Genomic DNA, 1,589 nt, shown 5'->3' on the forward strand with positions numbered 1-1,589 from the left:
TCGTTGGCTTTTCAGCTTTCGAGCGGGTCTTACTGCTTCTCCACAGGCTAATACGGCTTGCCCAGCCGCTAAGATATTTTGCGCGGCGTTTACATCTCTATGGTGATTCCGAATCATATTCTTCACCTGCAAACGCTCGATGGCAATCACTTGGTTCTCGTTGATTAACCGCGTACTGAGTTTGTGCAGGAAGTCCAAACGACAATCCGCAATCTTGGCGTGAATACGAGCAACTTTGAGACGTGCTTTTGCCCTATTGTTGGAACCTTTTTTCGTCCTTGCGAAAGAAACGCGGATTTCCGAACTTCTGGCCCGTTGAAACAATGACCGCATCCGTAAGTCCAAGATCAATACCAACTTGCGTATTCACAGGTTCTTTTTGCTCAATTTCTTCTTCAACAAGAATGGATACAAAATAGCGACCCGTTGAGTCTTTAGATACTGTCACCGTGGAAGGAGTGCCAACAAAATGACGCGACCACCGAATATTGAGCGGTTCTGACATCTTCGCCAGCGTAAGACGTTCGTGAGCGTCAAAGCGCGCACACGTATTGCTAGCTCGTCGCTAGGAAGTAGAATCTGAAACATCCCCACCAGCGAGTGATGGGGATGTTTCAGATCCATAAAGGTTATTTCCGTTTCGGGTGACGTGTTCGTTCAGGCAAGGCTTTAGACCACGGCATGAGCGACGCCATTGCATCAGCATCACTGGTCTCCATGTTCGGCAACTGTTCGAATAGGTATTGAAGATAGCAACCACGCGCGACGGCCTAGTACGAAGGGCTTCATTGATCGTTCGGCACGGTTATTGTCGATCTCCAAGTTGCCATCTTCCAAAAACGTAACAAGCTTGGTCCACTGTTTCAAACAGTATCCAATCGCTTTGCCCACGAGACTTTTCGGGAGCACTTCGTCCTTTTTACATCAAGCCATGCTGAAAAAGCATCCAAGACTGGGCGGCTTAGCTTGAACCGCTGTTCATAGCGTTCCTGGGAGGGTATCTCTTTGAACTTGCGTTCCATTTTGAACAGCTGGTTGCAATAATCTAGCCCTTCCCTTGCCGTCGTCGCAGTCTTTCTTTTGTCTGCGGGAAGTGACTTCAGGGCTTCGTCAAATTCCCTTCGCGCGTGGCTCCAACAGGCAGAGAGTTTCACGTTGGGCACATCGTTGTAACCCTGATAACCATCCACGTGAAGGTATCCCGTAAAGTCCTTCAAAAACGCAATCGGTAGAGCGGCATGCCTTCCAAGTATTTCTTCGTGATGATGTAGGTTTCTCATGGGCCATGGCTTCGGTTTCCTGCGATAAGACCTCTTCCTTCACCTCTTATACTTTCGTTTGATTTTAACTAAATTATTAAAATTTATTGAAATTTAACTCAATTTGTTTTATAATTTTCTTGAGAGCAATTCTAATTAAATTTGGATTGCTGCTCGAACCTATTATCCCGGATTTCGACGATTAGGTGATTGAGGTCATTGACCGGGGCATGTTTTCAAGTATTTGGTGGGTTTGTTAGCGAACACGGCGAAATCATGGTACGGAACTAGAGCAATGGACACAATTCCCCCCTCCCCAAGCCAGGCTAT

Annotated in this window: 2 protein-coding genes and 1 pseudogene; all 3 read right to left on the minus strand. The window is 46.8% G+C overall.

The window, feature by feature from the left end:
- Positions 1 to 333, minus strand: a 333-nt coding sequence (locus J3482_RS19970) for a transposase (protein ID WP_236018424.1), incomplete at its 3' end; no start/stop codon positions are given.
- Positions 254 to 505: a transposase gene (locus J3482_RS19975; RefSeq protein WP_206923060.1), complete on the minus strand. Its 252-nt coding sequence runs from the start codon at positions 503 to 505 to the stop codon at positions 254 to 256. The genes J3482_RS19975 and J3482_RS19970, both read right to left, overlap by 80 nt.
- A 200-nt stretch (positions 506 to 705) precedes the next feature.
- A pseudogene (locus J3482_RS21410) lies at positions 706 to 1,280 on the minus strand (IS66 family transposase).
- Between the last annotated feature and the right edge of the window lie 309 nt (positions 1,281 to 1,589).

Source organism: Alicyclobacillus suci (assembly GCF_017329615.1).
Lineage (GTDB): Bacteria > Bacillota > Bacilli > Alicyclobacillales > Alicyclobacillaceae > Alicyclobacillus > Alicyclobacillus suci.

Bases quoted from the DNA above. Each gene is read 5' to 3' on its own strand.
- J3482_RS19975 (WP_206923060.1), bottom strand. From the start codon at position 505: ATGTCAGAACCGCTCAATATTCGGTGGTCGCGTCATTTTGTTGGCACT.